This window comes from Streptomyces sp. NPDC098781, from assembly GCF_044759995.1.
In the GTDB taxonomy this organism is placed as follows: Bacteria; Actinomycetota; Actinomycetes; order Streptomycetales; family Streptomycetaceae; genus Streptomyces.
Genome location: NZ_JBIWAK010000002.1, coordinates 946,941 through 972,512 on the forward strand (window position 1 = coordinate 946,941; position 25,572 = coordinate 972,512).

19 protein-coding genes are annotated in these 25,572 nt (G+C 71.1%); 10 read left to right on the forward strand and 9 right to left on the reverse strand.

The annotated features are described in order from the left end of the window. Nucleotides 1-195: 195 nt before the first annotated feature. The 3 genes from ACIQWG_RS10315 to nirD are packed head-to-tail and all read left to right on the forward strand — an operon-like array spanning nucleotide 196 to nucleotide 4,360. Nucleotides 196-1,407, forward strand: coding sequence for an NAD(P)/FAD-dependent oxidoreductase (locus ACIQWG_RS10315; RefSeq protein WP_404092829.1), 1,212 nt, complete (start codon nucleotides 196-198; stop codon nucleotides 1,405-1,407). Continuing rightward, nucleotides 1,407-4,013, forward strand: coding sequence for a nitrite reductase large subunit NirB (gene nirB, locus ACIQWG_RS10320; protein WP_404092832.1), 2,607 nt, complete (start codon nucleotides 1,407-1,409; stop codon nucleotides 4,011-4,013). The genes ACIQWG_RS10315 and nirB overlap by 1 nt, the downstream gene beginning before the upstream one ends. After that, nucleotides 4,010-4,360 carry a nitrite reductase small subunit NirD gene (gene nirD / locus ACIQWG_RS10325; protein ID WP_404092833.1) on the forward strand — a complete coding sequence of 117 codons (351 nt, stop codon included), beginning with the start codon at nucleotides 4,010-4,012 and terminating at the stop codon, nucleotides 4,358-4,360. The genes nirB and nirD overlap by 4 nt, the downstream gene beginning before the upstream one ends. A 134-nt stretch (nucleotides 4,361-4,494) precedes the next feature. On the opposite strand, the gene ACIQWG_RS10330 is transcribed toward nirD, so the two are convergent. Together ACIQWG_RS10330 and ACIQWG_RS10335 are read right to left on the reverse strand one after the other, a co-directional pair. Beyond that, nucleotides 4,495-5,421 (reverse strand): oxidoreductase, encoded by a 927-nt coding sequence (locus ACIQWG_RS10330; RefSeq protein ID WP_404092835.1) that lies wholly within the window; start codon nucleotides 5,419-5,421, stop codon nucleotides 4,495-4,497. Nucleotides 5,422-5,501: 80 nt separating this feature from the next. After that, a complete protein-coding gene (locus ACIQWG_RS10335) occupies nucleotides 5,502-5,927 on the reverse strand; it encodes an LAETG motif-containing sortase-dependent surface protein (RefSeq protein WP_404092838.1) in 426 nt (141 codons plus the stop codon). A gap of 279 nt (nucleotides 5,928-6,206) precedes the next feature. On the opposite strand from ACIQWG_RS10335, the gene ACIQWG_RS10340 reads away from it, so the two are divergent. Further along, nucleotides 6,207-7,367 (forward strand): alkaline phosphatase PhoX, encoded by a 1,161-nt coding sequence (locus ACIQWG_RS10340; RefSeq protein WP_404092842.1) that lies wholly within the window; start codon nucleotides 6,207-6,209, stop codon nucleotides 7,365-7,367. A gap of 85 nt (nucleotides 7,368-7,452) precedes the next feature. Continuing rightward, nucleotides 7,453-7,932 (forward strand): excalibur calcium-binding domain-containing protein, encoded by a 480-nt coding sequence (locus tag ACIQWG_RS10345; protein ID WP_404092844.1) that lies wholly within the window; start codon nucleotides 7,453-7,455, stop codon nucleotides 7,930-7,932. Nucleotides 7,933-7,942: 10 nt separating this feature from the next. Here the strand turns inward: ACIQWG_RS10345 and ACIQWG_RS10350 are convergent, their stop codons facing one another. The 3 genes from ACIQWG_RS10350 to ACIQWG_RS10360 all read right to left on the reverse strand — a co-directional run bounded on the left by ACIQWG_RS10350 (nucleotide 7,943) and on the right by ACIQWG_RS10360 (nucleotide 10,603). Next, entirely contained in the window at nucleotides 7,943-8,191 is a 249-nt protein-coding gene (locus ACIQWG_RS10350) for a hypothetical protein (RefSeq protein ID WP_404092846.1), read from the reverse strand. Next, complete coding sequence (locus ACIQWG_RS10355) at nucleotides 8,188-9,522, reverse strand: S8 family peptidase (protein WP_404092847.1); 1,335 nt, start codon at nucleotides 9,520-9,522, stop codon at nucleotides 8,188-8,190. The genes ACIQWG_RS10350 and ACIQWG_RS10355 overlap by 4 nt, the downstream gene beginning before the upstream one ends. Before the next feature lie 289 nt (nucleotides 9,523-9,811). Then, nucleotides 9,812-10,603, reverse strand: a complete 792-nt coding sequence (locus tag ACIQWG_RS10360) for a hypothetical protein (protein WP_404092850.1) — start codon at nucleotides 10,601-10,603, stop codon at nucleotides 9,812-9,814. A 304-nt stretch (nucleotides 10,604-10,907) separates the two neighbouring features. Here ACIQWG_RS10360 and ACIQWG_RS10365 point away from each other — a divergent pair, with 304 nt between their 5' ends. Beyond that, on the forward strand, nucleotides 10,908-11,738 hold the full coding sequence (locus ACIQWG_RS10365; protein ID WP_404092852.1) for an alpha/beta fold hydrolase: 831 nt from the start codon (nucleotides 10,908-10,910) through the stop codon (nucleotides 11,736-11,738). 179 nt (nucleotides 11,739-11,917) lie between these two features. Here ACIQWG_RS10365 and ppdK read toward each other — a convergent pair whose 3' ends face one another. Both ppdK and ACIQWG_RS10375 read right to left on the reverse strand, forming a co-directional pair. Next, a complete protein-coding gene (ppdK, locus tag ACIQWG_RS10370; RefSeq protein ID WP_404092856.1) occupies nucleotides 11,918-14,638 on the reverse strand; it encodes a pyruvate, phosphate dikinase in 2,721 nt (906 codons plus the stop codon). Nucleotides 14,639-15,056: 418 nt separating this feature from the next. Beyond that, complete coding sequence (locus ACIQWG_RS10375; RefSeq protein WP_404092859.1) at nucleotides 15,057-16,253, reverse strand: ROK family protein; 1,197 nt, start codon at nucleotides 16,251-16,253, stop codon at nucleotides 15,057-15,059. A 131-nt stretch (nucleotides 16,254-16,384) separates the two neighbouring features. Between ACIQWG_RS10375 and ACIQWG_RS10380 the strand changes: the two genes are divergently transcribed. The 3 genes from ACIQWG_RS10380 to ACIQWG_RS10390 all read left to right on the forward strand — a co-directional run bounded on the left by ACIQWG_RS10380 (nucleotide 16,385) and on the right by ACIQWG_RS10390 (nucleotide 21,901). After that, nucleotides 16,385-17,782 (forward strand): MGH1-like glycoside hydrolase domain-containing protein, encoded by a 1,398-nt coding sequence (locus ACIQWG_RS10380; protein WP_404092861.1) that lies wholly within the window; start codon nucleotides 16,385-16,387, stop codon nucleotides 17,780-17,782. Next, the gene (locus tag ACIQWG_RS10385; protein WP_404092863.1) at nucleotides 17,779-19,716 is read left to right on the forward strand and encodes a glycogen debranching N-terminal domain-containing protein; all 1,938 of its coding nucleotides are present in this window, start codon (nucleotides 17,779-17,781) and stop codon (nucleotides 19,714-19,716) included. Before ACIQWG_RS10380 ends, ACIQWG_RS10385 begins: the two co-directional genes overlap by 4 nt. A gap of 325 nt (nucleotides 19,717-20,041) precedes the next feature. After that, entirely contained in the window at nucleotides 20,042-21,901 is a 1,860-nt protein-coding gene (locus ACIQWG_RS10390) for a CDP-alcohol phosphatidyltransferase (RefSeq protein ID WP_404092865.1), read from the forward strand. Between the two features lie 3 nt (nucleotides 21,902-21,904). On the opposite strand, the gene dusB is transcribed toward ACIQWG_RS10390, so the two are convergent. Next, complete coding sequence (gene dusB / locus ACIQWG_RS10395) at nucleotides 21,905-23,047, reverse strand: tRNA dihydrouridine synthase DusB (RefSeq protein WP_404092868.1); 1,143 nt, start codon at nucleotides 23,045-23,047, stop codon at nucleotides 21,905-21,907. A 64-nt stretch (nucleotides 23,048-23,111) separates the two neighbouring features. Between dusB and ACIQWG_RS10400 the strand changes: the two genes are divergently transcribed. Continuing rightward, a complete protein-coding gene (locus ACIQWG_RS10400) occupies nucleotides 23,112-24,557 on the forward strand; it encodes an MFS transporter (RefSeq protein WP_404092871.1) in 1,446 nt (481 codons plus the stop codon). Between the two features lie 8 nt (nucleotides 24,558-24,565). On the opposite strand, the gene ACIQWG_RS10405 is transcribed toward ACIQWG_RS10400, so the two are convergent. Then, nucleotides 24,566-25,492 carry a helix-turn-helix transcriptional regulator gene (locus ACIQWG_RS10405; protein ID WP_404092873.1) on the reverse strand — a complete coding sequence of 309 codons (927 nt, stop codon included), beginning with the start codon at nucleotides 25,490-25,492 and terminating at the stop codon, nucleotides 24,566-24,568. Nucleotides 25,493-25,572 lie beyond the last annotated feature (80 nt).

A 25,572-nucleotide genomic window follows, 5' to 3' on the forward strand; every position in this document is an offset into this window, starting at 1 on the left:
AGACGATGCGTGTGCCGTCCATGTAGATGAGGAGCTTCTGAGGTTCGGGCGTACGGCACCGGGCCGGCCGCACAGCCCGCCCCTCAGCCGGCTCCGCACCCTCACACCGCGCCCGTGCCCCCGCTGAGGGCAGCGTTCCTCGTGGGAAACAGATGCGATGCGGTCGGGAAACACCGGCACCGCACGCTCCTGGACATGACCTCGAATACGCGTGTGGTGGTGATCGGCGCCGGCCTCGCGGGCGTCCGGCTCGCCCGGCGGCTCGGCGAGCTGGGTACGCCCGTGACGCTCGTCGGCGACGAGGAGCACCGCCCGTACAACCGGGTGCTGCTCGCCGAGGTGCTGGCCGGACGGTACAGCCCCGACGTGATCGCCCTGCCCACGCCCGCGGAGCTGACCCGCGGCCGGGTCACCGGCATCGACCGCGAGATGCGAGCCGTACATCTCGCGGACGGGTCGGAGATCGCCTACGACACCCTGGTGCTGGCCACCGGCTCCAACCCGGTGCTGCCGCCGCTGCGGGGGCTGTTCACGGCGGATCACCAACTGCCGGAGGGCGTCCACGCCTTCCGCACCATGGACGACTGCCTGGGCCTGTCCAAGGCGGTGCGGCCGGGGGTGCGGGCGGTGGTGATCGGCGGCGGGCTCCTCGGGGTCTCGGCGGCCCGCGCGCTCGCGCTGCGCGGCGCTCAGGTGGTGCTCGCCCAGCAGTCCGAGCGGCTGATGGAGCGGCAAATCGATCCGGCCGCCTCGCAGCTGGTCCGGCGGCATCTGGCCGGCCTCGGCGTCGAGGTCCACACCGACCTGCGCGTGCGGGACGTGCGCTGCGTCGGCGGTGCGGTCCGCTCGGTGGAGATGGCCGACGGATACGCCGTCGACGCCGACCTCGTGGTGCTGGCCTGCGGCGTCCACCCGCGCGCGGGGCTCGCGAAGGCCGCGGGGCTGGCCGTGCACAAGGGCGTCCTCGTCGACGACGAGCTGCGCACGTCCGACCCGCACATCCGGGCGATCGGCGACTGTGCCCAGCACGACGGCACGGTGTACGGGCTGGCCGCGCCCGCGCTCGAACAGGCCGACGCGCTCGCCGGGTCGCTGGCGGGCGACGGCACCGCCCGCTACACCGGCACCCGGGCGCTGACCCGGCTGACGCTGGCCGGTGAGGGCTTCTTCGACCTCGCCGTGTTCGGCGAGACGCAGGCCCGGCCCGGTGACGACGTCGTGCAGCTCGCCGACGCCACCCGCGGCACCTACCGCAAGGTCGTCGTCCGTGACGACCGCCTGGTCGGCGGGGTCCTCGTCGGCGAACTCGGCACCGTCGGCGCGCTCGCCCGCGCCTGGGAGGGAGCGGAGCCGCTCCCCGCCGACGGCCCCCTGCTCCACCTGCTCACCAACGATGGAGGCTCCTGATGACCGCCACCCCGGAGGCCACGGAGGCCACCCCCACGATCGTGCTCGTCGGCCACGGCATGGTCGGCCAGCGCTTCCTGGAGGCGCTCGCCCAGCGCGGCCTGACCGCCACGCACCGCGTGGTCGTGCTGTGCGAGGAGCCGCGCCCGGCGTACGACCGCGTGGCGCTCACCTCGTACTTCTCGGGGAAGACACCCGAGGACCTGTCCATGACGGACCTGGAGTTCATCGCGACGCACGGCATCGAGCTGTACGTCGGCGACCCGGCGGTCCTGGTCGACCGCGAGGCGAGGCAGGTCACCGCCGCGTCCGGCGCGGTCTTCGCCTACGACACCCTCGTGCTCGCCACCGGCTCGTACCCCTTCGTGCCGCCGGTCCCGAACAAGGACGCCACCGGCTGCTTCGTCTACCGCACGATCGATGACCTGCTCGCGATCGAGGAGTACGCCGGGTCCCGGGCGACGACCGGTGCCGTGGTCGGCGGTGGTCTGCTCGGCCTGGAGGCGGCGGGCGCGCTCAAGGGCCTCGGACTCGACGCCCACATCGTGGAGTTCGCGCCCCGGCTGATGCCGGTCCAGGTCGACGCGGGCGGTGGCGCGGCGCTGCTGCGCACCATCGAGGACATGGGCCTGAGCGTGCACACGGGCGTCGGCACCCAGGAGATCGTGGTCGACGAGGCCGGTGCCGTCACCGGCATGAAGCTGTCCGACGGCTCCGAACTCGCCACGGACATGGTGGTGTTCAGCGCCGGTGTCCGGCCACGCGACCAGCTGGCCCGCGACTGCGGCCTCACGGTCGGCGAGCGCGGCGGCATCACGGTCGACGAGCAGTGCCGTACGGTCGCCGACCCGCACGTGTTCGCGATCGGCGAGTGCGCGCTGGCGTCGGACGGCCGGGTGTACGGCCTGGTGGCCCCGGGTTACGAGCAGGCGGAGACGGCGGCGGCGACCATCGCGTCCGACGAAGCGGCGTTCGTCGGCGCCGACTTGTCGACAAAGCTGAAGCTGCTCGGCGTGGATGTCGCCTCCTTCGGTGACGCGCACGGCACCGCCGAGGACTGTCTGGACGTCGTGTACTCCGACTCCCGGGCGGGCCTGTACAAGAAGCTGGTCATCGGCCGCGACGGCACGCTGCTCGGCGGCATCCTGGTCGGCGACGCGGAGGCGTACGGCACCCTGAAGGCCTTCACCGGCTCCGTCCCGCCGGTCTCGCCCGAGTCGCTGGTGCTGCCCGCCGGCGCCGGGGCGCCCGCCCAGCTCGGCCCGGCCGCGCTGCCGGACGACGCGATCATCTGCTCCTGCAACAACGTCACCAAGGGCACGATCCGCGGCGCGGTCACCGACCACAGGTGCACGACCGTCCCCGAGGTGAAGAAGTGCACCAAGGCCGGTACGACCTGCGGCAGTTGCGTCAAGGTCCTCGGCCAGCTGGTCACGGCCGAGCTGGAGGCGTCCGGCGTCGAGGTCGACAAGGGCCTGTGCGGCTGCTTCGCACAGACCCGCGAGGAGCTGTACGAGATCGTCCTCGCCCTGCGCATCAACACCTACCAGGACCTGCTGGACCGCTACGGCCGCGACGGCGCCCGGGGCGGCGACGGCTGCGAGGTCTGCAAGCCGGCCGTCGGCTCGATCATCGCCTCCCTCGCCCCGACGATCGGCGCGAGCGGCTATGTCCTGGACGCCGAGCAGGCGGCCCTCCAGGACAGCAACGACCACTTCCTCGCCAACATCCAGAAGAACGGCTCGTACTCCGTCGTACCGCGTGTCGCGGGCGGTGAGATCACCCCCGAGGGGCTGATCGTGATCGGCGAGATCGCCCGGGACTTCGGCCTCTACACGAAGATCACGGGCGGCCAGCGGATCGACATGTTCGGCGCTCGGGTGGAGCAACTGCCCCTGATCTGGGCCAGGTTGGTGGACGCGGGCTTCGAGTCCGGCCATGCCTACGGCAAGGCGCTGCGCACGGTGAAGTCCTGCGTGGGCCGTACCTGGTGCCGCTACGGCGTCCAGGACTCGGTCCGGATGGCGATCGACCTGGAGCTGCGCTACCGGGGCCTGCGCTCGCCGCACAAGCTGAAGTCGGCGGTCTCCGGCTGCCAGCGCGAGTGCGCGGAGGCCCAGTCGAAGGACTTCGGCGTCATCGCCACCGCGAGCGGCTGGAACCTGTACGTCGGCGGCAACGGCGGCGCGACCCCGCGCCACGCGGACCTGCTCGCGCAGGACCTGTCGGACGCCGAGCTGATCCGGCTGATCGACCGTTTCCTGATGTTCTACATCCGCACCGCGGACCGCCTGGAGCGCACGAGCGTGTGGCTGGAGCGGATCCCCGGCGGCCTGGACCACGTCCGCGAGGTGGTCGTCGAGGACTCGCTCGGCATCTGCGAGGAACTGGAGTCCCTGATGGCGGCCCATGTGGCGAACTACCGCGACGAGTGGGCGGAGACCATCAACGACCCGGAGAAGCTCGCCCGCTTCGTCTCCTTCGTCAACGCCCCCGACACCCCCGACCCGGTCGTCGGCTTCGTCCCCGAGCGCGAGCAGATCAAGCCCGACCTGCCGCTGCTGACCATCGGCCACCGCCCCCTGGAAGGAAGCGCCCAGCGATGACCCTGGCACCCGAGACGACCGACCTGAAGGTCCAAGTACGGCTGGACGAGGACTGGGTGACGCTCTGCGACCTGACCCGGCTGCTCCCGGGGCGCGGTGTGGCGGCCCTGCTGCCCGACGGCGGCCAGGTGGCCCTGTTCCGCGACCGCGCCGGTCAGCTGTACGCCATCGACAACCGCGACCCGTTCGGCGGCGCCGCGGTGCTCTCCCGCGGCCTGACCGGTACCCACCGGGGCCGCCCGTTCGTCGCCTCGCCGCTGCTGAAGCAGCGGTTCGACCTGGAGACCGGGCAGTGCCTGGACGACGAGGCGGTGCGGGTCACGACGTACGAAGTACGGACGTCATAGAAGGCCGCCGTCTCCACCCCCACCAGGGGCGCCACCCTCAACCACATCCGCGTCGACGCGGTCAGCCCGACGACGCCACGTCGGTGGTGGGCACCGACCTGGTGGTGGACAGCGGGGCGACCGCCTGAGCGGCCTCAGCCCTTCAGGGCGTCGTACGCCACCCCCGTCAGCCGCTCCGAAGCGGCCCAGAGCCGCTCGCCCGCCCGGTCGTTGACGGTCCAGGGCGCCCGCCAGGACGGTGCGGGCGACCCGCGCCACATGGCGATGGACGGGCCGGTGAACGAGTCGGGCCGGACGCCGGGGGCGGTGGCGGCGTACAGGGTGGGCAGCGCGCCGGCCTGGGCGGACTGGGCGAAGACACGGTTGGCGAGGCGCGCGAGCCGCTCGGTCGCCCGGCGCCCCGCCATGCGCGGCCCCGCGGACTGAAGGTTGGTGTCCGCGTACCCGGGATGGGCGGCGGCGACCACCAGGTCCACCCCGTGCGCCGCGGCCCGGCGCGCCAGCTCGTGCGTGAAGAGCAGGTTGGCCGTCTTGGAGCGCCCGTAGGCGACCCAACGCCGGTAGTGGTGCTCGCTGTTGAGGTCGTCGAGGTCGACGTTGGACAGTGCGTGCAGCGGGCTGGAGACGGTCACCACGCGTGCGCCCGGTATGCCGAGCAGCAGGGGCAGCAGCAGACCGGCGAGCGCGAAGTGCCCGAGGTGGTTGACGCCGAACTGCGTCTCGAAGCCGTCCACCGTCGTGCCGTACGGCAACGCCATCACCCCGGCGTTGTTGACGAGCAGGTCGAGACGGTCGTACGGGAGGGCCGCGGCGAACTCCCGTACGGAGCCGAGGTCCCCGAGGTCGAGCCGCCGCAACTCGGCCCGGGCTCCGGGCACTTCGGCGACCAGCCGGTCCCGCGCCGCCGTACCGCGGGACTCGCTCCGGCAGGCGAGCACCACCCGGGCGCCCTTGCGGGCCAGCTCCCGGGCGGTGACGTAGCCGAGCCCGCTGTTGGCGCCGGTGACGACGGCGGCGCGGTCGCTCAGGTCGGGGATGTCGTGCGCGTTCCAGCCGGACATGGCCGAGCTCCTTCCGGATGTGGAGGGCTGGGCCCAGCCTACGAGCGGGCGCCCGCCGCGCCCACCCGGCGTGGTCCGGGTCAGCGACTCGCGCGCCGCCGGTGCACGGCCAGCAGGACCCCGCCGCCGGCCAGCAGCGCGGCCGCGCCGCCCGCCGCCAGGTACGGGGTGCTGTCGTCGCCGCCGGTCGCGGCGAGGTCGGTGCCGTTCTGGGCCTCGGAGTCGTCGGCGGGGGCGGCCGCCCCACCCTCGTCGTCACCCTCGTTCTCGTCCTCGGCGGGCACGAAGCCGGCCGGCGGGTTGTCGCAGCCGATGCCGTCGTCGTCCCGGTCGAGGTGCTTGCCGTAGTGCTCGTCGGCGGCGGGGATGTCGGAGTACCCGTTGGCGTACGCCTCGGCGCAGTTCTCGAACGGGTGGTCACCGTCATGGGCGGCGGCGGTGGACGGCAGTGCGGCCAGCGCCAGCGCGGCGACGACGATGGCGCCGGGCTTGCGAAGCAGGTTCACGGGGAGTCCTTCCCTGGTCGTTCATGAGGTGACGAACGTAGCCAGGGGCCGCAGGTGCGGTGGAGTTATGAAGGACCCGTGATGCTAACGTGACGTGACCGGACGGTAGCTCTCCGCATACCCCTCGGCGCACCCCACAGGCAGCCCCCAGGCACGCCGTCCGACGGTCATCAACTGGCTACGGTCCGTCCACCCGGCTCCCCTAGGTTCCATGGCGCTCCCTCGCACGACCCCGTCGTCGACCGGCGACGGGGCGGTACGGCACCTCTTGGAGTGAGAGTGGAACGTCGTAACCTCCTGCGTGCGGCCGTCCTCGGCGGATCCGCCGCCGTCTTCGGCGGAACCCTCTGGCGGGGCGCCGCCTACGCCGCGCCCGCCCAGCCGGGCACGGGCCCGTACGGGGCGCTGGGTTCGCCCGACGCCAACGGCCTCAGACTGCCCAGCGGCTTCAGCAGCCGCGTCATCGCACGCTCCGGACAGACCGTGTCCGGTACGTCGTACACCTGGCACAACGCCCCGGACGGCGGCGCCTGTTACGCGGACGGCTCGGGCTGGATCTATGTCTCCAACTCGGAGATCAACCCCTCCGGCGGCGCGAGCGCGGTGAAGTTCTCGGCGACGGGCGCGATCACGGGCGCGTACCGCATCCTCTCGGGCACCCGGCAGAACTGCGCGGGCGGCAAGACGCCGTGGAACACCTGGCTGTCCTGCGAGGAAGTGTCCCTGGGGTACGTCTACGAGACCGACCCCTGGGGCACGAAGGCGGCCGTACGCCGGGCCGCGATGGGCCGCTTCAAGCACGAGGCGGCGGCCGCCGACCCGGTGCGCAAGGTGGTCTACCTGACCGAGGACGAGACGAACGGCCGCTTCTACCGCTTCGTTCCCACGACTTGGGGCGACCTGTCCTCCGGCACGCTCCAGGTCATGGTGGCCGGCAGCGCCACCTCGGGCTCCTACTCCTGGGCGAACGTCCCCGACCCGGACGGCTCCCCCACCGCCACCCGCTCCCAGGTGTCGGGCTCCAAGTCCTTCAACGGCGGCGAGGGTTGCCACTACGCCGACGACACGGTGTGGTTCACGACCAAGGGCGACAACCGCGTCTGGCAGCTCAACCTGACGTCGAACACCTACGAGTTGGCGTATGACGACTCCCTCGTCACCTCCGGCACGGCCCCCCTCACCGGCGTCGACAACATCACCGGCTCCGCATCCGGAGACCTGTTCGTCGCCGAGGACGGCGGCAACATGGAGATCTGCGTGATCACCCCGAACGACGTCATCGCCCCCTTCCTGCGGATCGACGGCCAGTCGGGCTCGGAGATCACCGGTCCGGCGTTCTCCCCGGACGGAAGGCGCCTCTACTTCTCCAGCCAGCGGGGCACCAGCGGCAGTTCGTCGGGCGGCATCACCTATGAGGTGACGGGCCCCTTCCGCGCATAGCGATTACAAAACAGCCACACTTCCTCCACATCCGGTCGCACGGCACTACGGTCATCCCCTCAAGCACCATCCGTGGGGGGATGACATGACCGGTCCGTACACCGCGGCGCCCATGCCGCCGCAACCGCCCTTCCGTCCGGCCCCGAGATGGGCCCGCAAACGCTACGTACTTCCCGCGCTCGCCCTGGCCTTCCTCCTGGGCCTCGGCGCGAGCGGCGCATCCGGCGACGACTCCAAGAACACCGAGGCGAAGCCGACAGCGGCGTCACCACAGCCGACAATCACCGTCACCACGACCACGACGGCACCGGCCGAGAAACCCCAGCCGGCGCCGACGGTGACCGCCACGAAGACGGTCAGGGCCACCACGACCGTCACCGCCACACCGGCCGCGGACAGCGGCACGATCTCCGACGACGACAGCGACAGCGGCTCCTCCGGCTCCGATGTCTACTACGACAACTGCACCGCCGCCCGAGCCGCCGGCGCCGCACCGGTCTACTCCGGCGACCCCGGCTACGGCCGCCACCTGGACCGGGACGGGGACGGCGTGGGCTGCGAGTGACACCTCGGTGTCACTGGATCGGGGAGTCGGGCGGCGGGAGCCGGAACGTGAGCTCGCGGTCGACGGATTCGACGCCGTCGACCGCCTCCAGAGCCGCGATCCGTTCCGCCGCGACGGTCCCGGAGAGCGTGCCCAGGAGGGGCTGCTCGCCCGTCACCGTCAGGCCCTCCCGACGCAGGGCCTCGACGACCTCCGCGAACCGGTCGGGGTCGACCGCGAGGACGACCCCGACCGGCTCGCCCCGGGACGGCTCGGTCACGGGGCTTGCAGCAGGCCGGCGCCGACGTCCCTCAGGGGCTGGGTCAGCGGGAACGCGCCGGACTTCATGGTGGACATGAGATCGGCCGCGGAGGCGTGGGGACTCGCCTCGACCAGCAGCGCGAGGACACCCGCGACATGCGGGGTCGCCATGCTGGTGCCGCTCAGGATCTGGTAGCCGCCACCGGGGGCGGCCGAGTGCACGTCCCTGCCCGGCGCGGCGATGTTGACCTCGCCGCCCTGGCCGTTGATGCCGCCGTTGGAGAAGAACGACGGCGTGATGGACTTGTCGAGCGCCGCCACCGCCAGGATGGACGGGCAGTTGGCGGGCCGGCCGACCGGCTGGATGTGCGGGGGCCGACGGCTCTCGTTGCCGGCGGCGGCCACGATCACCGTGCCGCGTTCGAGCGCGCGCTTGGCCAGGATCTCGTAGGTCTGCGGGAAGAGCTCGCCCGGCCGGACCACACCGCCGAGCGACATGGAGATCACCCGGGCGCCCCGGGAGACCGCCCAGGCCATGCCGGCGAGGATCTGGCCGTCGGTCCCGCTGCCCGCGTTGCTCAGGACCTTCCCCGCGAGGATCCGCGCGTCGCACGCCACGCCGTAGCGCGGCCCCTGCTGGGGGTGAGCCGGACCGGCGACGGTGCCGATGCAGTGGGTGCCGTGGCCGTTGCCGTCCTCGACGGACTCGCCGAGCACGAACGACATCGTCTCCTCCAGGCAGCCGACCAGGTCGGGGTGGTCGGTGTCCACGCCGGTGTCGAGCACGGCGACCTTCGCCCCGCGTCCGGTCAGGTGCGACAGGCTGGACCGGATGGCCTGGAGCCCCCACGTCCAGGCCTGCTCGTCCCAGGTGGGGCCCTGGGCGGCGGCCATCTCGGCCCTGGAGTGACGGACGACGACGTCCTCGTCGCTGCGGTACGCCGGGAAGAACTCGGTCGGCGCCTGCGTCGGGGCGGTGATCGGCATGGCGTACACCATGCGCTCCGGCTCCGCCGCGATGATCGTCGGTTCGGCCTCGGCGGTGGTCACCAGCGCGTGGCGCTGCTCGGGCCGCACCTCGACCACGGCGGCGCCGAGCTCCTCGAACTGCACGGAGACGTCCGGGTTCTCCAGCAGCTCGGAGACGTTCCCGACGTCGGATCCGCGGACACGTTCGACGTTCGCTATGCCCACCGAGGAACGGAGCGCGTTCAGCCCGCTCTCCTGGTTGCTCTGGTCGAGCAGGACCACGTACCGCCCGGTGTACTCCGTGCCCTGGCCGGACATGTGGCCGTTGGGCCGGTCCGGCTGACCGCCGGAGGCGCGCCTGTCCATGGGTCCGTTCGCCATTGAATTTCCCGCTTTCTGTGTGCTTCCCCCGTTGGTTGGACGCACGCCGACGCACGAAGCGGCTGGTGGCCGGGAAGGGCGGAGTGACGTTCGGGCCTGGTCGACGCGCAACGTGATCGACGCGAAGTGCCGTCGCCCGCAAGGGGATCCCTTGCCGGACCGGCGGCACGGCCCCCTCGAACACGGTCGCACCGGACACGGCGGCCCGCAACACATCAGTGCTGGTGACGGCCGCCGGGGCCCGCCCGCCGCGGTGCCGGTCGCGGCGGGCGGTCACTCGGATCCGGGCTTACCTCACATCGACGAAGTCGGCCGAGCCGGTCGTGGCCACGGTGAGGCTCGTGCCCGCGAAGTCGTAGCGGTAGGAGCCGTCCGCCGTCGCCGGAACGGTGGCCGTGGCCCAGCCGTTGCGGTCGGTCTTGATCTTCTTCAGGGTGGTGAAGGCGCCGGTCGTGCCCTTGCGGTACTGGAGCAGCACCTGGTGTCCGATCAGGGGCACGTTCTTGTGCGCCTCCCAGCTGGCGACGGTCATCTGGGCCTTGACCGTGAGGTTCTTGCCCTTCGTCACCGGCTGCGGGGTGGCGACGGTCTGCGACATGTACGTCGTGCGCTTGATGCGCGCGAGGTAGGAGCCGTTCCCGCGGGTGACGTTGCCGGCGCCGTCGGTGGCCACGGGGGTGATGGTCCACACGCCGGCGAGGGCGTTGCTGCGGAGGTTGACGTTCGGGTCGGCGGTCACGAGGGCCTCGCAGTAGGAGGTGAACTCGTTGAGCTTCAGACAGCGGCTGGGCCCGACCAGGACCCCGTCGGCCGTCGCCCGCTCCTCCCCGTGCCACAGCTCGTACGTCACGCTCTCGACGCCGGACGGGTCACTGACCGTCGCGGAGACCGAGAACAGCCGCTTGCGCGTGGCGTCGACGCCGACGGTGTAGTCGCGGTCGTGGTTGACGTCTATGTTCCAGAACTCCGTACCCGAGTCCTCCTGCCCGGCCCCGGCGGCCGGTACGGCGAGAGCCGCCACGGCCAGGACGGCGCTGAAGGCGGCGGCGGTGGCGGTGACGGCGGTGGCGCGTCTGCGCATGGTGTGGTGTCCCCACGCTCGATGAATTGGGTGGTCACTTCACCCGCGTCAGACAAGGTCGACATCCGGGGGGTTGTGCACCCCGACCGGCTCTGCCCAGCTCTTAACCCCGCGGTCGCCAGGGGTTCGCGGAATGACGGGCCGCAGGCCACTTTCCCGCACACACAAGCTGCGGATGTGGCCCACGGGGACCCGGCGTAACGTGGGCCGTACATCCGGACCGCGCCCGCTGGGCGTGCAGTCCCGCGTGCCCCCACCCATCGCTCCGTGGCTGGGGTGTGCCCGGACGAGCGGAGGATCTGCCATGGGTACAGTCACGACCGACGACGGCACCACGATCTTCTACAAGGACTGGGGTCCTAGGGACGGGGAGCCGATCGTCTTCCACCACGGGTGGCCGCTGAGCGCCGACGACTGGGACAACCAGATGTTGTTCTTCCTGGCGCAGGGCTACCGGGTCATCGCCCACGACCGCCGTGGCCACGGACGCTCCACCCAGACCGCGACCGGCCACGACATGGACACCTACGCCGCCGACGTGACCGCCCTGACCGACGCACTCGACCTGCGGGGCGCCGTGCACATCGGCCACTCCACCGGCGGTGGCGAGGTCGCCCGCTACGTCGCCCGCGCCAAGCCCGGCCGTGTCTCGAAGGCGGTCCTGGTGGGCGCGGTGCCACCGCTGATGCTGAAGACGGAGGCCAACCCGGGCGGCTTGCCGATGGAGGTCTTCGACGGCTTCCGTGACGGCGTTGCCGGCAACCGGGCTCAGTCGTTCATCGACATTCCCTCGGGGCCGTTCTACGGCTTCAACCGTCCCGGAGCGCAGGTGTCGCAGGGTTTGATCGACAACTGGTGGCGCCAGGGCATGATGGGCGCGGCGAACGCGCACTACGAGTGCGTTGCGGCGTTCTCCGAGACCGACTTCACCGAGGACTTGCAGCAGATCGCCGTGCCCGTCCTCGTCGCGCACGGAACCGACGACCAGGTCGTCCCGTACGACGACTCGGCACCCCTGACGGTCAAGCTTCTGAAGAACGGAACCCTCAAGTCCTACGAGGGCTACCCGCACGGGATGTTGTCGACGCACCCGGAGGTCCTCAACCCGGACATCCTCGCGTTCATCCGTTCCTGACCCCACCTGGTCAGGCATTTCCCTGCCCAGCCACGTGACTTGGCAGCCGTCGCAGTTGACGCACGGAAGGGCGGCACCTCCGCACAGGTGCCGCCCTTCTTCGTGATCCGGAGCCGCCGCCCATCGGTCTTGAGGGTCGGGGACGGGCGGCGGCTCCGGGGCTTTCTAGGCCGTACGGCCTAGCGGTGGTCGCTGCCCTCCGACTGGACCGACGCGCGGCCCGCTTCCAGACGCGCGACCGGGATCCGGAACGGCGAGCAGGAGACGTAGTCCAGGCCGACCTCGTGGAAGAAGTGCACCGACTCCGGGTCACCGCCGTGCTCACCGCAGACGCCGAGCTTGAGGTCGGGGCGGGTCTCCCGGCCGGCCTTCGCCGCGGCGGCGACCAGCGAGCCCACGCCGTCCTTGTCGATCGTCTCGAAGGGCGACACTCCGAAGATGCCCTTCTCCAGGTATGCCGTGAAGAAGCTCGCCTCCACGTCGTCCCGGCTGAAGCCCCACACCGTCTGGGTGAGGTCGTTCGTGCCGAAGGAGAAGAACTCCGCCGCCTCGGCGATCTGGCCGGCCGTGAGGGCGGCGCGCGGCAGCTCGATCATCGTGCCGATCGACAGCTTCAGCTTGGTACCGGTGGCCGCCTCGACCTCCGCGACGACCTGGTCGGCCTCCTCGCGGACGATCTCCAGCTCCTGGACGGTGCCGACGAGCGGGATCATGATCTCGGCGCGCGGGTCGCCCTTGGCGTTCTTGCGCTCGGCCGCCGCCTCCGCGATCGCGCGGACCTGCATCGTGAACAGGCCGGGGATGACCAGGCCGAGGCGCACGCCGCGCAGGCCCAGCATCGGGTTCTGCTCGTGCAGCCGGTGCACCGCCTGGAGCAGACGCAGCTCGTTCTCGTGCGGCTCCTGGCGGGACTCGGCGAGGGCCACACGGACCGACAGCTCGGTGATGTCCGGCAGGAACTCGTGCAGCGGCGGGTCCAGCAGACGGATCGTCACCGGGAGGCCGTCCATCGCGGAGAACAGCTCCACGAAGTCCTTCTTCTGGAGCGGCAGCAGCGCCTTCAGGCTCTCCTCGCGCTCGGCCTCGGTGTCGGCCAGGATCAGGCGTTCGACCAGCTCACGGCGGTCGCCGAGGAACATGTGCTCGGTACGGCACAGACCGATGCCCTGGGCACCGAACCGACGGGCGCGCAGCGCGTCCTCGGCGTTGTCCGCGTTGGCGCGCACCCGCAGGCGTCGCTTGCGGTCGGCGAACGCCATGATCCGGTGCACGGCCTCGACCAGCTCGCCGGCGTCCTGGGCACCGGCGTGCATCCGGCCCTCGAAGTACTCCACGACGGGAGAGGGGACCACCGGGACCTCGCCCAGGTAGACCTTGCCGCTGGAGCCGTCGATGGAGATGACGTCGCCCTCCTCGACGACGTGCCCGCCGGGGATCGTCATCCGGCGCCGCTTGGTGTCGACCTCCAGCTCCTCCGCGCCGCAGACACAGGTCTTGCCCATGCCGCGCGCGACCACGGCCGCGTGGGAGGTCTTGCCGCCGCGGGAGGTCAGGATGCCCTCGGCCGCGATCATGCCGTCGAGGTCGTCGGGGTTGGTCTCCCGGCGGACCAGGATGACCTTCTCGCCCGAACGCGACCACTTCACCGCGGTGTAGGAGTCGAAGACGGCCTTGCCGACGGCCGCGCCCGGCGAGGCCGCGATGCCCCGGCCGACTTGCTCGACCTTGGCCTCCTCGTCGAACTTCGGGAACATCAGCTGGGCGAGCTGGGCGCCGTTGACGCGCTGGAGCGCCTCCGCCTCGTCGATCAGGCCCTGGTCGACGAGCTGGGTCGCGATCCGGAAGGCGGCGCCCGCCGTGCGCTTGCCGACGCGGGTCTGGAGCATCCACAGCTGACCGCGCTCGATCGTGAACTCGATGTCGCAGAGGTCCTTGTAGTGGTTCTCCAGCGTCTCCATGATCTGCATCAGCTGGTCGTACGACTTCTTGTCGATCGTCTCCAGCTCCGCGAGCGGCACGGTGTTGCGGATGCCCGCGACCACGTCCTCGCCCTGGGCGTTCTGGAGGTAGTCGCCGTAGACGCCCTGGTGGCCGGAGGCGGGGTCACGGGTGAAGGCGACGCCGGTGCCGGAGTCGGGGCCGAGGTTGCCGAAGACCATCGAGCAGACGTTGACGGCCGTGCCGAGGTCGCCGGGGATGCGCTCCTGGCGGCGGTACAGCTTGGCGCGGTCGGTGTTCCACGAGTTGAAGACCGCCTCGATGGCGAGGTCCATCTGCTCGCGCGGCTCCTGCGGGAAGTCCCGGCCGGCCTCCTTCTTGACGATCTTCTTGAAGGCGGTGACCAGCTTCTTGAGGTCGGCGGCCTCCAGGTCGGTGTCGACCGTGACCTTCTTGGCCTCCTTGGCCTTGTCGAGGGCCTCCTCGAAGAGCTCGCCGTCGACGCCGAGGACCGTCTTGCCGAACATCTGGATGAGGCGGCGGTAGGAGTCCCACGCGAACCGCTCGTCGCCGGCCTGCTCGGCGAGGCCCTTCACGGACTTGTCGGAGAGCCCGATGTTGAGAACCGTGTCCATCATGCCGGGCATGGAGAACTTCGCGCCGGAGCGGACCGAGACGAGCAGCGGGTTGTCGGCCTGGCCGAGCTTCTTACCCATCCGGGACTCGAGGGCGTCGAGGTGCGCACTCACCTCGTCACGCAGTGCCGCGGGCTCCTCGCCGCTGTCGAGGTAGACCTTGCAGGCTTCCGTCGTGATCGTGAAGCCCGGGGGAACGGGAAGCCCCAGGTTGGTCATCTCGGCGAGGTTGGCGCCCTTGCCACCCAAGAGGTCCTTGAGGTCCTTGTTTCCCTCGGTGAAGTCGTAAACGAACTTCGCTACGTGGGGATCTTTGTTTTCCGACACGGTCTCGACTCCCTCGAGGACTGTGGTGGCTGCCCTGACGGCGAGGAACATACCCAGATCGAAGGCACCTGGGTACGTCTACTCATGCGTCATGCGCCTGTAACCACCCGTCCGCCAGAGGATCGAAAGTCAAAGGTTGGCAAGCGCCGACGCGCCGATGTTTTCACTTCTTGAACGCAAGAGCGCCCACAGGTGCGGATTTTCGCTCAAGTGAGCGGCCTTACCGCACGTCTGATTTCGATCGATGAACGATCAAGCCATGGCACCGAGTGCCACCCTTTGGAGAAGTGCAGCCGCTCAAGATCCGCTCATCTGAGCGCAACCCTTATCAAGGGTGGCGAGAATCACGCTGCCACAGCCGCCCGGATTTCACCATGCGGACGTGCGCCGGACACCTGCCGAAACGGAAACACGCTCGTCACACACCCAGCGCCACCAGCCGTTCCTCCACCCGCTCCGGCGCGTACAGATGCTCGACCACGAGCGCCCCGGCACCGATCAGCCCGGCCCGCTCCCCCAGGCGCGAGGTCACCACGTCCAGATGAGCGGTGGAGCGCGGCAGCGCCCGCCGGTACAGCAGCTCCCGTACGCCGGTGAGGAAGGGTGTTCCGGCCAGATCCCCGGCGATCATGAGCACACCGGGGTTCAGGAGCGTCACTACGGTCGCCAGCACGTCCCCGACCTGCCGCCCGGCCTCCCGGGCCAGCGCGGCCGCCCCCGGGTGCCCGGCCGCCAGCAGGTCCCGCACATCCGAGCCGGAGGCCGCCGGCACCCCGTCCTCGGCCAGCCGGCGGGCCACGGCACCGCCACTGGCGACGGCGGCCAGACAGCCGTAGGACCCACACCGGCACCGCACGTCGGCGCCCACCCGGATGTGCCCGATGTCGCCGGCGCCACCGTCGACACCCCGGTACACCGAGCCGTCCACGACCACCCCGGCACCGATCCCGGTCGACACCTTGACCAGCACGAACGCCGTGCACCCCGGATATCCCGTGCGCTGTTCGCCGTACGCCATGAGGTTGGCGTCGTTGTCGACGAGGACCGGCACCGGCGCGGCTCCCGTGCGCTCGCCGAAGGCGCGGGCCAGCCGCCCCCTTATGTCGTAGCCGTCCCAGCCGGGCATGATCGGCGGCTGGACGACCCGGCCGGTCTCCCTGTCCACCGGCCCCGGCACCGCGAGCCCGATGCCGCACACCTCCTCGGCCCGCCGCCCGGCCTTCTCCAGCAGCTCGGCGAACCAGCGCGCCAGCTCGTCCAGCACGGTCTCCGGCCCGTCCTCGACGACCAGCGTGCCGCTGTGCTCGGCGAGGATCTCGCCGGTCAGCGACAGTACGGCGGCGCGCGCGTGCCGGGTCTCCAGGTCGGCGGCGAGGACCACGGCGTGGGCGTCGTCGAACTCCAGGGTGATGGAGGGGCGTCCGCCGAGCGGGGAGTCCACCGGTCCGCCGGCCCCCTCGCGCAGCCAGCCGGCCCGGAAGAGCCGGTCGAGGCGCTGGCCGACGGTGGCACGGGACAGCCCGGTCGCCTGTTGAAGTGCTCCGCGTGTGACGGCCCGGCCGCTCCGCACCAGTTCGAGCAGTTCCCCGGCACTCGTCTGACCCCGTGCGCTCATGCACACCCCCTTGTGTTTCTCAAGCCTGCATTACATGCTGGGTTTTGCGTGTTAAATAGACGTAACTCTACTGTGGCGCCGACCGGTACCGACCGGACCGGACGGCCGGACGTCTTTCGGGGAGCCCCGAAGTGGATCGCACCGCTCAACTCACCGCCCGCTCAGCGGCCCGTGACATCGCATACGATCCGCCCCCGGCGGCCGATCCCCGGCACCTCGGCGCCGCCCGGGTGCTGGAGGCCAACTGGACCGGCTCCTCGACGGTGCCCTCGCGCAGCCTCTACCCCCACCAGTGGTCCTGGGACTCGACGTTCATCGCGATCGGCCTCAGGCATCTCTCGCCGTTACGGGCCCAGACGGAGCTGGAGACCCTGTTCGACGCCCAATGGGGTGACGGACGCGTCCCGCACATCGTCTTCAACCCCTCGGTGCCGCTCGACGCCTACTTCCCGAGCCCCGACTTCTGGCGCTCCTCCACCGCGGGGCATGCCGCGGGCGCCCCGCGCACCGTACAGACCTCCGGCATCGTGCAGCCACCGGTGCATGCCCTGGCGGCCTGGCTGGTGCACCGGGCCGACCCCGGCCTGTCCCGGGCGCGCGGCTTCCTCCCCCGCCTCTATCCCCGCCTCGCGGCCTGGCACCGCTATCTGCTGCACCGCCGCGACCTCGGCGGAGCCGGCCTCGCGTCGGTCGTGCACCCCTGGGAACAGGGCATGGACAACAGCCCCTGCTGGGACACCCCGCTGTCCCGCGTCACCCCCGCCCCGGCCCGCTCCTTCCGCCGTGCCGACCTCGCGCACGGCGCCCCCGAGGACCGGCCGACGGATCTGGACTACGGACGGTACGTACGGCTGGCGACGGACTACCGGGACGGCGGATACGCCGACGGACCGGGCGAGTTCGCGGTCGAGGACCCGGCGTTCAACGCCCTGCTCATCGCCTCCGAGCACGCGCTCGCGGGGATCGCGACGGAACTGGGAGCACCGGGCACGGCCCGGCACGCCCGCGCCGAACGCCTGACGACGGCCCTGATCGACCGTATGTGGGACCCGGCGCGGGAGATGTTCTTCTGCCACGACGTGCGCACGGACGACCTCGTCCCCGAACGCGGCGTCGCGGGCCTCGTCCCGCTCCTCCTGCCCACCCTGCCGCGCGACATCGCCGCCGCCCTGGTCCGCACGGCACACGGCCCGCACTTCGGCCTCGGCGACACCACCCGCCTCGCCCCGTCGTACGACCTGCTCGGCGAGGCCTTCGACCCGCACCGCTACTGGCGGGGCCCGGCCTGGTTCAACACCAACTGGCTGCTGGAGCGCGGCCTGCGCGTCCACGGCGAGCGGGAGCGCGCCGACGCCCTGCGCGAGGCGGTGCTGGAACTGGCCGTGGCCTCCGGCTTCGCCGAGTACGTGGACCCGTTCACCGGCGCGGCCTGCGGGGCCACCGGCTTCGGCTGGACGGCCGCGCTCACGCTCGATCTGCTGCACGACGCCGAGGAACTCAAGGACCTCAAGGGAGGGGACCGGAGATGACGGACCGTCATCATCTGCTCGTGTACGGGGGGACCTTCGCCGCCGTGGGCGACGGCGGGGACATCAGCGGCGTCCGGGCCGCGGGCTCCCCGGAAGGGCTGTTCGTACGTGACGCGCGGCATCTGAGCCGCTGGCAGCTCACCGTGGACGGGGCGGTGCCGCAGACGCTCAGCCCGGTCGCCGACGGGGACACGGCACGCTGTGTGCTGGTGCCGCGCGGCGGCCGGAACGAGCCACCGGCCTACACGCTCTTCCGCGAACAGGCCGTGGGGGACAGCGCGTTCATCGAGTCCCTGCGGGTGACCAGCAACCGCCCGGTGCCGACGACGATCCGTCTCGCGGTCACCGCCGACGCCGACTTCACCGACCAGTTCGAACTGCGCTCGGACCACCGCACGTACACCAAGTCCGGTGCCACCCGCTCCCGCCAGGTGCTCGACCACGGTGTGGAGTTCACCTACCAGCGAGGCGAGTGGCGCTCGGTGACGACGGTGACGACCGACCCGGCCCCCGACGCGGTGGAGGAGACGGGCACCGGCGCCCGGCGCATGGTCTGGACGCTGGACCTCGCCCCGCACAGCACGGCGGAACTGACCCTTCGGGTGATGGCCCGCCCGCACGGCGAGAAACGCGCACTGCGCGTCCCCCGCTCCCCCGCGGCCCTCTCCACCCAACTCCTGTCCCAGGAGGGAGAGTTCGTGGAGGGCGTGGCCTTCCCGACGGGCTGGCCCGAACTGGCCGCCGCCTGCGCGCGGGGCCTCGCCGACCTGGCCGCGCTCCAGGTCACGGCAACCGGACCGGACGGCGAGGAACTGCGCGTCCCCGCCGCCGGCGCCCCCTGGTTCCTCGCCCTGCTCGGCCGCGACGCCCTTCTGACCTCCCTCTTCGCCCTCCCCTACCGCCCCCGGCCGGCCGCCGCCACGCTGCTCGCGCTGGCCGCGACCCAGGCGACGCGGACGGCGGCCGACGCGGTCTCGCAGCCCGGCAAGATCGTGCACGAGGTGCGGCAGGGGGAGCTGGCGCACTTCGGGCAGGTGCCGTACGGCCGTTACTACGGCTCGGTCGACGCGACCCCGCTGTTCCTGATCCTGCTCGGCACCTACGTGGAACAGACCGCGGACACGGCGCTCGCCCGGCGTCTGGAGCCGCACGCGCGGGCGGCGATCGGCTGGATGCTGGACCACGGCGGCCTCACCACCCGTGGCTACCTGGTCTACCGCGCCGACCAGGGCGGCCTGGCCAACCAGAACTGGAAGGACTCCCCCGGCGCCATCTGCTCCTCGGACGGCACCCGCCCGGCCGGCCCCGTGATGGCGGCGGGCGCCCAGGGTTACGCCTACGACGCCCTGCGCCGCACGGCATGGCTGGCCCGTACCGTGTGGCAGGACGGGACGTACGCGGCACTGCTGGAGCAGGCGGCCGGCGATCTGCGGGACCGTTTCCAGCGGGACTTCTGGATGGCGGGGCATTCTTTCCCGGCCCTGGCGCTGGACGGCTCCGGCCACCAGGTCGACGCCCTCGCCTCGGACGCGGGGCATCTGCTCTGGTCCGGGCTGCTGGACAAGGAGTACGGCGAGCTGGTGGGCCGGCGTCTGCTGGAGCCGGACTTCTTCTCGGGCTGGGGCGTGCGCACCCTGGCCTCCGGCCAGCCGGCGTACCACCCCCTCTCCTACCACCGCGGCTCGGTCTGGCCGCACGACAACGCGCTGATCACCCTGGGCCTGGCCCGCTACGGCCTGCACGACGAGGCCCGCACGGTGGCCCACGCGCTGGTCGACGCAGCGACGACGACCGGGCACCGGCTGCCGGAGGTCCTGGCGGGGTACGGGCGCGACACCCATGCGGAGCCGGTGCCGTATCCCCACGCGTGCGTGCGCGAGTCGCGGTCGGCGGCGGCACCGTTGGCGCTGCTGACGGCTGTCGGCGGGGCGTAACCCTCCGGGGGAGGGCGGGCGTTTCCTCCTCGGCTTCGGCTTCGCTCGATTCCGGTTCCCACCCGCGCCCACCCGTGCGGCCTGCGTCGCCGGGTGCGGGTGGCCCCGCGTCGGCGGGCTGGTTGGCCTGGCGTTTGCCCGCTGTTTGCCGAGCGGTGGGGCGCGATGGGTGAACATCGGCGCAGGTCGGGACGTACGAGGGGATGGCGGGCCGCAGCCTCCCCAGCGCGGCCCGCCACACCACTCCAACAGGGGCCTCGCACGGAAGGACCTTCGGGTGCCTGTCTTCACGCGCTTTCGTCAATCGCCCGGTACGAACGATGACTTGACCGGCGGGGCACCTGTCAGCGAGGAATCACCGGAGAAGCCGGAGCCCGCGCCCACCGAGAGCGCACCCGCGCCCGCCGACGGCGAGAGCGCCCCACAGGGGCCACCCGCACCCGACGACGAAACCCGCACGGGTGGTGCGGGTGGGAACGAAACGGCCGAAGGCGAAGCCGAGGACGCACCCGGCGACGAGACCCGCACAGCCCAAGGCGAAGCCGAGCCCGCGCACCCCACCCGCCCCTACCTCCGATGGACCCTCACCCTCCTCGCCGTCGCCCTGATCTACGTCTGTCTCCAGATGCCGAACACCCTCGGCAACCTCCGCTTCCGGGAGTTCACGCGGCTGCCCGCCGAGGCGATCATCGGCGCCGCCGTACTGCTCAGCCTCCCCCGCCGCCCCCGCCGGATCACCGCGGCCGTCACCGGCGCGGCCCTCGGCGCGCTGACCATCCTCAGCCTCCTCGACATGGGCTTCAACGAATACCTGGGCCGGCACTTCAACATCGTCCTGGACTGGGAACTCCTCGACGACGCCCAGATGTACATGAAGGACTCCATGGGCGGCACGACCACGGTGCTGCTCACGATCGGCGTCATAGCCCTGGCCGTCGCCCTGATCGCCCTCGTCGCCCTGTCCACCGTCCGCGTCGCCGACGTACTCGCCCGCCACAAGGCGGACGCGTCCAAGGGCGCCCTGATCGCCGGCACCGTATGGATCACCTGCACCGCGTTCGGTGTGCAGCTCGCCGGCGCGCCGATCGCCGCGGACCACACGGCCGGTGTCGTGAAGGTCCACGTCCGCCGGGCGATGGACACCCTGCACGACGAGGCGCAGTTCGCGAAGGACGCGGAGGCGGACACCTTCGGCAACACCCCGCCCGCCCAGCTCGTCCCCGACCTGCGCGGCAAGGACGTCGTCTTCACGTTCATCGAGAGCTACGGCCGCAGCGCGCTGGAGGACCCGGAGATAGCACCCGGCGTCACCGGCACGCTCGACACGAGCACGCAGGCGCTGGAGAAGGCCGGCTTCCACGCGAAGAGCGGCTGGCTGACGTCGGCGACCTTCGGCGGCAACAGCTGGCTCGGCCACTCCAGCACCCTGGCCGGCCTGTGGATCGACAACCAGCAGCGCTACCGCACCGTCATGGCCAGCGACCACCTCAGCCTCACCAAGGTCTTCCAGAAGACCGGCGAGTGGGACACCGTCGGCATCATGCCGGGCGTGCAGAAGGCCTGGCCGGAGCAGAAGTACTACGGCCTGGACAAGGTCTACAACGCCTTCCAGCTCGGCTACGAGGGACCGAAGTTCAGCTGGTCCACGATGCCCGACCAGTACGCCCTGGAGGCGTTCCAGCGCCAGGTCCACGGCAAGAAGCGCGACAAGCCCCTGATGTCGGAGATCATCCTGACCTCCAGCCACCAGCCCTGGGCGCCGGTCCCGAAGATGGTCGACTGGGATGATCTAGGCGACGGCTCGGTCTTCGGGCCCATCCAGAAGGCGGGCACCAAGCCGGGGGACATCATCTCCGACTCCAGCCGCTCCAAGCAGGAGTACGGCAAGTCGATCTCGTACTCCGTCACCAGCCTGACCCAGTGGCTGGAGCGCTACGGCTCCGACGACACCGTCCTTGTCTTCCTCGGCGACCACCAGCCGATGTCCCGGGTCAGCGGCACCAAGGCCAGCCGGGACGTGCCGATCTCGATCGTCGCCAAGGATCCCGCGGTGCTGGACAAGATCGCCTCATGGAACTGGGCGGACGGCCTCCAGCCCGCTCCCGAGACCCCGGTCTGGAAGATGGACGCCTTCCGGGACCGCTTCCTGAAGGCGTACGGCTCGATACCGAACCCGTCGAAGTAGCTCTCAGCCGCCGGAGGTGTCCAGTTCGGCGTCCTCGCCGACACCGGCACAGTCGTACGGATCCTTCAGCCAGCCGTCCGGCAGCACCACCCGGTTGTTGCCGGACGTACGGCCGCGGGGACCGTCGGCGCCCGTCGGCCACGGCTGGTCGAGGTCCAACTCGTCCAGCCCGGCGCGCAGTTCGGCCAGCGACGAGGTGATCGCCAGTCGCTTGCGCATCTCCGAGCCGACCGCGAAGCCCTTCAGGTACCAGGCGACGTGCTTGCGGAAGTCGATGACGCCCCGTGCCTCGTCCCCGATCCACTCCCCGAGCAGCGTGGCGTGCCGGACCATGACGTCGGCGACCTCACGCAGGGCCGGTCGCGCGATGTCGGCCGTACGTCCTTCGAAGGCGGCGACCAGATCCGAGAACAGCCAGGGCCGCCCGAGGCACCCGCGTCCGACCACGACGCCGTCGCACCCGGTCTCGCGCACCATCCGCAGCGCGTCGTCGGCCGACCAGATGTCGCCGTTGCCGAGCACGGGGATCTCCGGAACGTGCTCCTTCAGGCGGGCGATGGCGTCCCAGTCGGCGGTGCCGCCGTAGTGCTGCGCGGCGGTGCGCCCGTGCAGCGCGATCGCCGTCACGCCTTCCTCGACCGCGATCCGCCCGGCGTCCAGGTACGTGATGTGGTCGTCGTCGATGCCCTTGCGCATCTTCATCGTGACCGGCAGCTCCCCCGCCCCGCTCACGGCCTCGCGCAGAATCGCCCGCAGCAGGTGCCGCTTGAACGGCAGCGCGGATCCACCGCCCTTGCGGGTCACCTTCGGGACGGGACAGCCGAAGTTCAGGTCGATGTGATCGGCCAGCCCCTCCTCCGCGATCATGCGGACGGCCTTGCCCACGGTGGCGGGATCGACGCCGTACAGCTGGATCGACCGGGGCTTCTCGCTCGCGTCGAAGTGGATCAGCTGCATGGTCTTCTCGTTGCGCTCGACCAGCGCCCGAGTGGTGATCATCTCGCTGACGAACAGCCCCTTGCCCCCGCTGAACTCACGGCACAGCGTGCGAAAGGGCGCGTTGGTGATGCCGGCCATCGGCGCCAGGACGACGGGCGGCTGGACGGTGTGCGGGCCGAACTGCAAGGGCGAGGCGGTCGTGGGCATCCACCCATTCTCACGTACTGAACCGGGTGGGGCGAAATTCATTAGTTAGGCGTACTATTCAAGGATGCCGGAGCTCAGCCCTCGCCGCCGGATGCTGGTGCTCGCGATCTGCTGCATGAGCCTGCTGATCGTGAGCCTGGACACCACGGCCCTCAACGTCTCCCTGCCCTCGATGCAACGCGACCTCGGCGCGAGCACATCGGGCCTCCAGTGGACGATCGACGCCTACACGCTCGTCCTGGCGTCCCTGCTGATGCTGGCCGGGTCCACGGCGGACCGGATCGGCCGCAAACGGGTCTTCATGACCGGCCTGATCCTGTTCACCATCGGCTCGGCGCTGTGCTCCGTCGCGCCGAGCCTGGACTCGCTGATCGTCTTCCGGATGATCCAGGCGGTGGGCGGTTCGATGCTGAACCCGGTCGCGATGTCGATCATCACCAACACCTTCACCGACCCGCGTGAGCGTGCCCGGGCGATCGGTGTCTGGGGTGGGGTCGTCGGCATCTCGATGGCCGCGGGGCCACTGGTCGGGGGTCTGCTGGTGGACGCGGTGGACTGGCGCGCGATCTTCTGGGTCAACCTGCCCGTGGGCCTGGCCGCTCTGCTGCTCACCCTCCGCTTCGTCCCCGAGTCCCGCGCCCCCAGGGCCCGCCGCCTCGACCCGGTCGGCCAGCTCCTGGTGATCGCGCTGTTCGGCTCGCTGACGTACGCGATCATCGAGGCGCCGAACGCCGGGTTCACGTCGGTCCTGCCGTTCGCGGCGACAGCGCTGGCGGCCCTCCTTGGCCTCCTGACGTACGAGCCGCGCCGCAAGGAACCCCTCATCGACCTGCGCTTCTTCCGGTCGGCGCCGTTCAGCGGGGCGACGGTGATCGCGATCGGCGCGTTCGCGGCGCTGGGCGGGTTCCTGTTCCTGTCGACGCTGTACCTACAGAACGTACGCGGGCTGGACGCCCTGCACGCGGGCCTGTGGATGCTGCCGATGGCGATGCCGATGTTCCTGTGCGCGCCCCTGTCCGGGCGGCTGGTCGGAAGCCGTGGACCGCGGCTGTCGCTGGTGGTCGCGGGTGTCGCGATGACGTCCAGCGCGGCACTGTTCGCCCTCTTCGACGCCGAGACGTCCAACGTCACACTGATCCTCGGCTACGCCCTGTTCGGCATCGGCTTCGGATTCGTCAACGCTCCGATCACGAACACCGCGGTGTCCGGGATGCCACGCGCCCAGGCCGGCGTCGCGGCAGCCATCGCCTCCACCAGCCGCCAACTGGGGCAGACGCTCGGTGTGGCGGTGGTCGGGGCGGTCCTGGCCTCCGGAGTGGCGGCGTCGTCGTACAGGGAGACCTTCGTGTCCGCCGCGGTACCCGGCTGGTGGATCATCACCGGCTGCGGACTACTGGTCCTGGCGGTGGGAGCGCTGACGAGTGGGCCCTGGGCGCGCAAGACCGCCGAACGTACGGCCCAGACGCTGGAGTCGGCCGACGTGCGCGAGGCGTCGAGGGTGGTCGCGTAGTTCGGCGACTATCGCCGGGCGGGGGCTGGTCGCGCAGTTCCCCGCGCCCCTTCCAGGGCGATTTCGTGCAGCGTCTCCAGACGTACTCTCGACTCCTCGTCCGCCGGGACGTAAGTCACCATCCTCGGGCCGACGTCCGGGCTCAGCCAGAGGTCGGTGTGGTCGACCAGGATGCGCCCCACGTGCCGGTTCAGGAACTCCTTGCGCTTGCCGCGGTGGGACACCACCTCGTGGCGGTCCCACACCTCGCGGAACTCGGGCGACTCCGCCCGCAGACGCTTGAGCAGCATCTTCCATGCGGGCTCGGCGAGATGGCCGGCCATCGCGGCGCGGAAGCGGGCGGCCATGAGGCGCTGGGCCTCCGCCAGGTGCACGATCGACGAGCGCCAGTCGTCGTTCGTGTAGGAGAGGATCAGGCAGTTGCGGTCCTCCGGCGGCACGGCCTCCAGGTCGCACAGCAGCAGCCCGTAGGTGCGGTTGTGGGCGAGGATGTCGTAGCGGCTGTTCTGTAGACAGGCCGGATACGGCTCCAGTTGCTCCAGCACCGCCCGCATGGCGGGGGTCACCGAGGGGCATGTCGTCGCCGGTGTGGGATCGATCGCCCCGGCCAGCTGGAACAGGTGCGTCCGCTCGCTGGGGTCGAGCATCAGGGTGCGGGCGAGGGCGTCGAGGACCTGGACGGAGACCTGGATGTCCCGGGCCTGTTCGAGCCACGTGTACCAGGTGACGCCGACCGCGGCGAGCTGCGCGACCTCCTCGCGGCGCAGGCCGGGCGTGCGGCGCCGGCTGCCGCGGGGCAGGCCGACCTGTTCGGGGGTGATGTGCTCGCGGCGGTGGCGCAGGAAGGCGGCGAGTTCATGGCGCCGGATCGCCGACGCGGCCGTCCCGTGCGAGCCGTCCGCGGTCGCCGTCGTCTCGTGGGCCATGGTCGTCATGCCTCCAGCCTCCCGCAGCCCGCACCCTGTTTCCAGGTGGTCCTGCTACCAGGATAAGGACACTCTGGTACCCGTCTCAG

What these genes read in the sequence shown, in the direction of transcription:
- ACIQWG_RS10315 (WP_404092829.1), top strand. Translation starts at nt 196, where the DNA reads ATGACCTCGAATACGCGTGTGGTGGTGATCGGCGCCGGCCTCGCGGGC.
- nirB (WP_404092832.1), top strand. Translation starts at nt 1,407, where the DNA reads ATGACCGCCACCCCGGAGGCCACGGAGGCCACCCCCACGATCGTGCTC.
- nirD (WP_404092833.1), top strand. Translation starts at nt 4,010, where the DNA reads ATGACCCTGGCACCCGAGACGACCGACCTGAAGGTCCAAGTACGGCTG.
- ACIQWG_RS10330 (WP_404092835.1), bottom strand. Translation starts at nt 5,421, where the DNA reads ATGTCCGGCTGGAACGCGCACGACATCCCCGACCTGAGCGACCGCGCC.
- ACIQWG_RS10345 (WP_404092844.1), top strand. Translation starts at nt 7,453, where the DNA reads ATGACCGGTCCGTACACCGCGGCGCCCATGCCGCCGCAACCGCCCTTC.
- ACIQWG_RS10355 (WP_404092847.1), bottom strand. Translation starts at nt 9,522, where the DNA reads ATGGCGAACGGACCCATGGACAGGCGCGCCTCCGGCGGTCAGCCGGAC.
- ACIQWG_RS10360 (WP_404092850.1), bottom strand. Translation starts at nt 10,603, where the DNA reads ATGCGCAGACGCGCCACCGCCGTCACCGCCACCGCCGCCGCCTTCAGC.
- ACIQWG_RS10365 (WP_404092852.1), top strand. Translation starts at nt 10,908, where the DNA reads ATGGGTACAGTCACGACCGACGACGGCACCACGATCTTCTACAAGGAC.
- ACIQWG_RS10375 (WP_404092859.1), bottom strand. Translation starts at nt 16,253, where the DNA reads ATGAGCGCACGGGGTCAGACGAGTGCCGGGGAACTGCTCGAACTGGTG.
- ACIQWG_RS10385 (WP_404092863.1), top strand. Translation starts at nt 17,779, where the DNA reads ATGACGGACCGTCATCATCTGCTCGTGTACGGGGGGACCTTCGCCGCC.
- dusB (WP_404092868.1), bottom strand. Translation starts at nt 23,047, where the DNA reads ATGCCCACGACCGCCTCGCCCTTGCAGTTCGGCCCGCACACCGTCCAG.
- ACIQWG_RS10400 (WP_404092871.1), top strand. Translation starts at nt 23,112, where the DNA reads ATGCCGGAGCTCAGCCCTCGCCGCCGGATGCTGGTGCTCGCGATCTGC.
- ACIQWG_RS10405 (WP_404092873.1), bottom strand. Translation starts at nt 25,492, where the DNA reads ATGACGACCATGGCCCACGAGACGACGGCGACCGCGGACGGCTCGCAC.